Origin of the sequence: Blautia sp. MSK.18.38, from assembly GCF_024460535.1 — a bacterium.
GTDB classification, from domain to species: domain Bacteria; phylum Bacillota; class Clostridia; order Lachnospirales; family Lachnospiraceae; genus Blautia_A; species Blautia_A fusiformis.
This window is the reverse complement of the sequence record NZ_JANFYP010000059.1, coordinates 1-3,968: the sequence shown is the minus strand read 5'-3', so window position 1 is coordinate 3,968 and position 3,968 is coordinate 1. Positions and strand designations below refer to the sequence as shown.

At 48.7% G+C, this 3,968-nt stretch carries 3 protein-coding genes and 1 pseudogene; 3 read left to right on the top strand and 1 reads right to left on the bottom strand.

All coding sequences use genetic code 11. The annotated features are described in order from the left end of the window. Nucleotides 1–159 precede the first annotated feature (159 nt). Nucleotides 160–387 (bottom strand): annotated as a pseudogene (locus NE638_RS18495) (IS1634 family transposase); the annotation flags it as partial. 336 nt (nt 388–723) lie between these two features. Between NE638_RS18495 and nhaC the strand changes: the two are divergent. The 3 genes from nhaC to iadA are packed head-to-tail and all read left to right on the top strand — an operon-like array spanning nt 724 to nt 3,880. Continuing rightward, nucleotides 724–2,169 (top strand): Na+/H+ antiporter NhaC, encoded by a 1,446-nt coding sequence (gene nhaC / locus NE638_RS17585; RefSeq protein ID WP_015526033.1) that lies wholly within the window; start codon nt 724–726, stop codon nt 2,167–2,169. A 5-nt stretch (nt 2,170–2,174) separates the two neighbouring features. Then, nucleotides 2,175–2,666 (top strand): amidohydrolase family protein, encoded by a 492-nt coding sequence (locus tag NE638_RS17580; RefSeq protein WP_015526032.1) that lies wholly within the window; start codon nt 2,175–2,177, stop codon nt 2,664–2,666. Nucleotides 2,667–2,719: 53 nt separating this feature from the next. Continuing rightward, complete coding sequence (gene iadA, locus NE638_RS17575; RefSeq protein WP_173746841.1) at nt 2,720–3,880, top strand: beta-aspartyl-peptidase; 1,161 nt, start codon at nt 2,720–2,722, stop codon at nt 3,878–3,880. Nucleotides 3,881–3,968 lie beyond the last annotated feature (88 nt).

Sequence of the window (3,968 nt, the reverse complement as noted above, 5' to 3'; positions counted from 1 at the left end):
TTTATGAAATTCGCAGTGTAGTTTTGTGCAATTTTTCAAATTTGCTCATTTATAGATAAAAGAAAAACTTCCACTTAAGAAGAAATGGAAGTTTTTCAGTGCCCTTCAAATACAAGGGGTGTGGCACTTTTATCTGCATACACGAAACATAGTAATGTTTTATCTCCGCTTACTTTTTTTCTGAATTCCTTTCATTTTCCGTTTTGTTATGAATTGATAGTCTGTTCTGAATCCACAGGTTTCGTGGAGATCGTCAGTGATTTTCTGACGTTCATATACCGGCATGAAACCCTGTTTTTCTACATCTGCAAATTTTATGTCTTTTAAAATATGGAGCAATTGTTCTGTAGTATAAGTTCCTTTCAAAGCGCGGTTTAATAACCGGATTTGTATAGGACTGAGTGATATAAAAGGACTCGGAATTTTTTGATTTTGATGTTGTTATACGCACAATAATTACCGCTTCCACTGTTATAGTACATATCACTAAATATTACTATATAATAAAAATAAAAATTTGACAAAAAAATAAGCCTGTTTCAAGGCTTTGCGGTACTTTTTTGAATTTCAATGTGTCAAACTCCCGTGTAACAAGAAAATAAAAAAATATAAAGTTTTAGTTGTTGCCCGTTATCTTTTCTGATATAATAAGTCCAAATCTTAATACTCTGCCGTGATAAAATGTGAAACTGTCACGAAGGAGGCTAAAAGGAGAAACTACAAATGAAAGAAAAGAAAGAACGGGCCAAACGTCTGCCCACTTTTGCGGAATCGATCACACCGATCGTCGCAATGCTCCTGATCCTTACCATCGGAAAAGGCGTATTCGGCTACAGCACAGAGCCGCTTCTGATCATGGTAGCTGCAATCGCAGCATTTATCGCGTTCCGTGTAGGCATTACCTGGGATGAGATGATGGATGAGATCTGCACCAAGATTGCAAAGGGCATGCCTGCCATCCTGATTCTTGTATGTGTTGGCGCTATGGTTGGTACCTGGATGGCATCCGGTACCATTCCGATGATGATTTATTACGGCGTCCAGATCGTAAACCCGAAATTCATGCTGGTTACCGCGTTCCTGATCGAGGCAGTGGTTTCGGTTGTTACCGGTACCTCCTGGGGTTCCGTTGCAACCATGGGTGTTGCCCTGATGGGAATCGCAAGCGCCCTTGGCGTATCCCTTCCGGCTACTGCAGGCGCCTGCATCGCAGGTTCCTACTTTGGTGACAAGATGTCTCCGCTGTCCGATACCACAAACCTGGCTCCGATCGCGGCAGGCAGCACACTGTATGAGCATATCGGACATATGTTCTACACCACTGTCCCAGCAACCATCGTTTCCCTGGTGGTATATGCCATTGTTGGTATGAACGCAGATGTAAGCGCAGATATTACTTCTGACACCGTTACTACTTTATTAAGCCAGCTTTCTTCCATGTACAGCTGGAACCTGCTGATCATCATTCCGGTAGTGATCGTGCTGGGCGGCTCCCTGCTTCAGAAGCCAACCATTCCGGTTATGCTTCTTTCTACTTTTGTAGCAGGCTTGGAGAGTGTCTTCATTCAGCACGTAGCGTTAGGAGATGTGTTAAAGGCAACCGTAAACGGTTTTGATGTATCCATGATCCACCGTGCAGGATTTGACACCGAGACCTGTTCCGAGGCCGTAACCAAGCTGTTAAACCGCGGCGGTATGAACGGCATTATGAGCACCACACTTCTGGTATTCTGCGCATTCTGCTTCGCAGGTATCATGAGCCGGGCTGGCTGTCTGGATGTGGTACTCCAGAAGATCTTAAGCGTGGCAAAGAGTACCGGTGCGCTGATCACCGCAACCGTTGCAGCCTGCATTACCATGGCACTGACCACCGGTAACTCTTACCTTGCCATTCTGATTCCGGGCGAGATGTTCCGTGACGCTTACAAAGAGCGCGGGCTTGCGGCAAAGAACCTGTCCAGAACCCTTGAGGATGCCGGTACCGTAGTTGTACCGCTGATCCCGTGGTCCGCAGCAGGTGCTTACATGGCTTCCACCCTTGGCGTAGAGACTTTGGATTACCTTCCATGGGCAATCCTGTGCTACACCGGCTGGATTTTTGCAATCATCTGGGGCTTTACCGGATTTGGTATTGCCAAGCTCGATGATGAGAAGAAAAAGGAGAACTAAATACGATGTCCAGAGTGCTTTTGATTAAAAACGCGAATCTGTATGATCCGGATCCAAAAGGAATCCGTGATATCCTGATCGTAGATGAAAAAGTATTTTCTGTGGCAGAACACATCGATCCACCGGAACTTTCTGCTCCGGTGGAAGTTGTTTCTGCAGATGGAAAAATGGTAATTCCTGGTTATGTGGACCAGCATGTTCATGTGATTGGCGGGGGCGGCGCAAAGCTTCTGGTTACACGGCTTTCTTCCCTGCATGAGGAAGTGCGTGATGCTGTAAAGGCAGGGGTTCCGGTGGAAAAAGCCATCCGCATCTGCGGGGAGAACCCGGCCAGAGCCAACGGATTATTCCCGAAAAAGGGCTGCATCCGTCCGGGCAGCGACGCGGATCTTGTGATCCTGGATGAGGAATTTCTGGTAGATACGGTATTTGTCCGTGGACAGAAAATGGTGGAGTATGGAAAAGCACTGGTAAAAGGCACCTTTGAGACAGACTGACAGAAGCTTTGAAATAGAAAAGCGGAAAAGAAAGAGACAGGAGAATTGACATTATGATCAAGTTACTGAAAAACGCGAATGTGTACGCACCGGAGAAACTGGGAAAGAAAGATATCCTTATTGAGGGGGAAAAAATCCTTCTGATGCAGGATACTATTGAGGGATATGAGGGACTTCCGGGAGTGGAAACCTATGATCTGGAGGGAAAGACCGTTGTTCCGGCTTACATTGACATGCACGTGCATATCACAGGCGGCGGCGGAGAGCAGGGGCCGGCATCCCGTGTACCGGAATCCCAGCTCAGTGAATTCTTCAAAAATGGTATTACCACGGTAGTCGGACTTCTGGGAACCGATGGCGTAACCCGCAGTGTGGAAAATCTGGTCGCAAAAGCTCGCGCCCTGACCGAAGAGGGCATGACCGTGTACACTCTGACCAGTTCCTATGGTTACCCGCCGACCACCCTGATCGGAAGTGTAGAGCGCGATATCATCCTGGTTCCACCGATGATCGGTGTGAAGGTAGCGGTATCGGACCACAGAAGCTCCAACCCAGGCGGAGAAGAGCTGATCGCGCTGGCTACTGCAGCGCGCAGAGCCGGCTTACTCAGCAATACCCCTGGCCTGGTAACCATGCACATGGGTGACGGAGAGGGAAGACTGGATCCGATTTTCTATGTGCTGGATCATTCCGACGTTCCAGCCAAGAACCTGCTGCCGACCCACATCTTACGCAATCCTGGACTGATTGATGCCGGCGCGGATCTGGTGCGCCGTGGCGGCTACATTGACTGCACCGCCGGCGCCGATGATGTGGAGGTCGAATCCGATGCTCTGAAGCTCTATGAGCTGTTGCACCGCGAAGATGTGAGCCTGGATCATGTAACCATGTCCAGTGACGCGTTCGGAAGCCAGCCGCGCTTCAACGAAGAGGGCGAGTGCATTGGCCTGACCTACGCGTCCCCGAAGTATCTGCACCGTACCATCCAGATCCTGGTAAGAGAGGGCATGCCGCTGGAGGATGCCTTACAGCTTCTGACCAGCACTCCGGCCGTACTCCTTGGCAAAGAAGGAATCAAGGGCTGTGTAGCGGAAGGCGCAGACGCAGACCTTCTGGTACTGGATGAGAATCTCAACATCAACAGCCTGTTTGCCCGCGGCAAGGTCGCTGTGTGGGAGCAGGAAGTGAAGATGAAGGGCAGATTCGAGCAGTAAGGAAAAACATACAGGAGAAGGACTGTGATTGACTTATTGGTGGTGCTTCTGCTTATGGTGGTACCGGTACAGTTCCTGGTGTTATCAT

Excerpts from the sequence above, each read along its gene's own strand:
- iadA (WP_173746841.1), top strand. The coding sequence starts at position 2,720 with ATGATCAAGTTACTGAAAAACGCGAATGTGTACGCACCGGAGAAACTG.
- NE638_RS17580 (WP_015526032.1), top strand. The coding sequence starts at position 2,175 with ATGTCCAGAGTGCTTTTGATTAAAAACGCGAATCTGTATGATCCGGAT.
- nhaC (WP_015526033.1), top strand. The coding sequence starts at position 724 with ATGAAAGAAAAGAAAGAACGGGCCAAACGTCTGCCCACTTTTGCGGAA.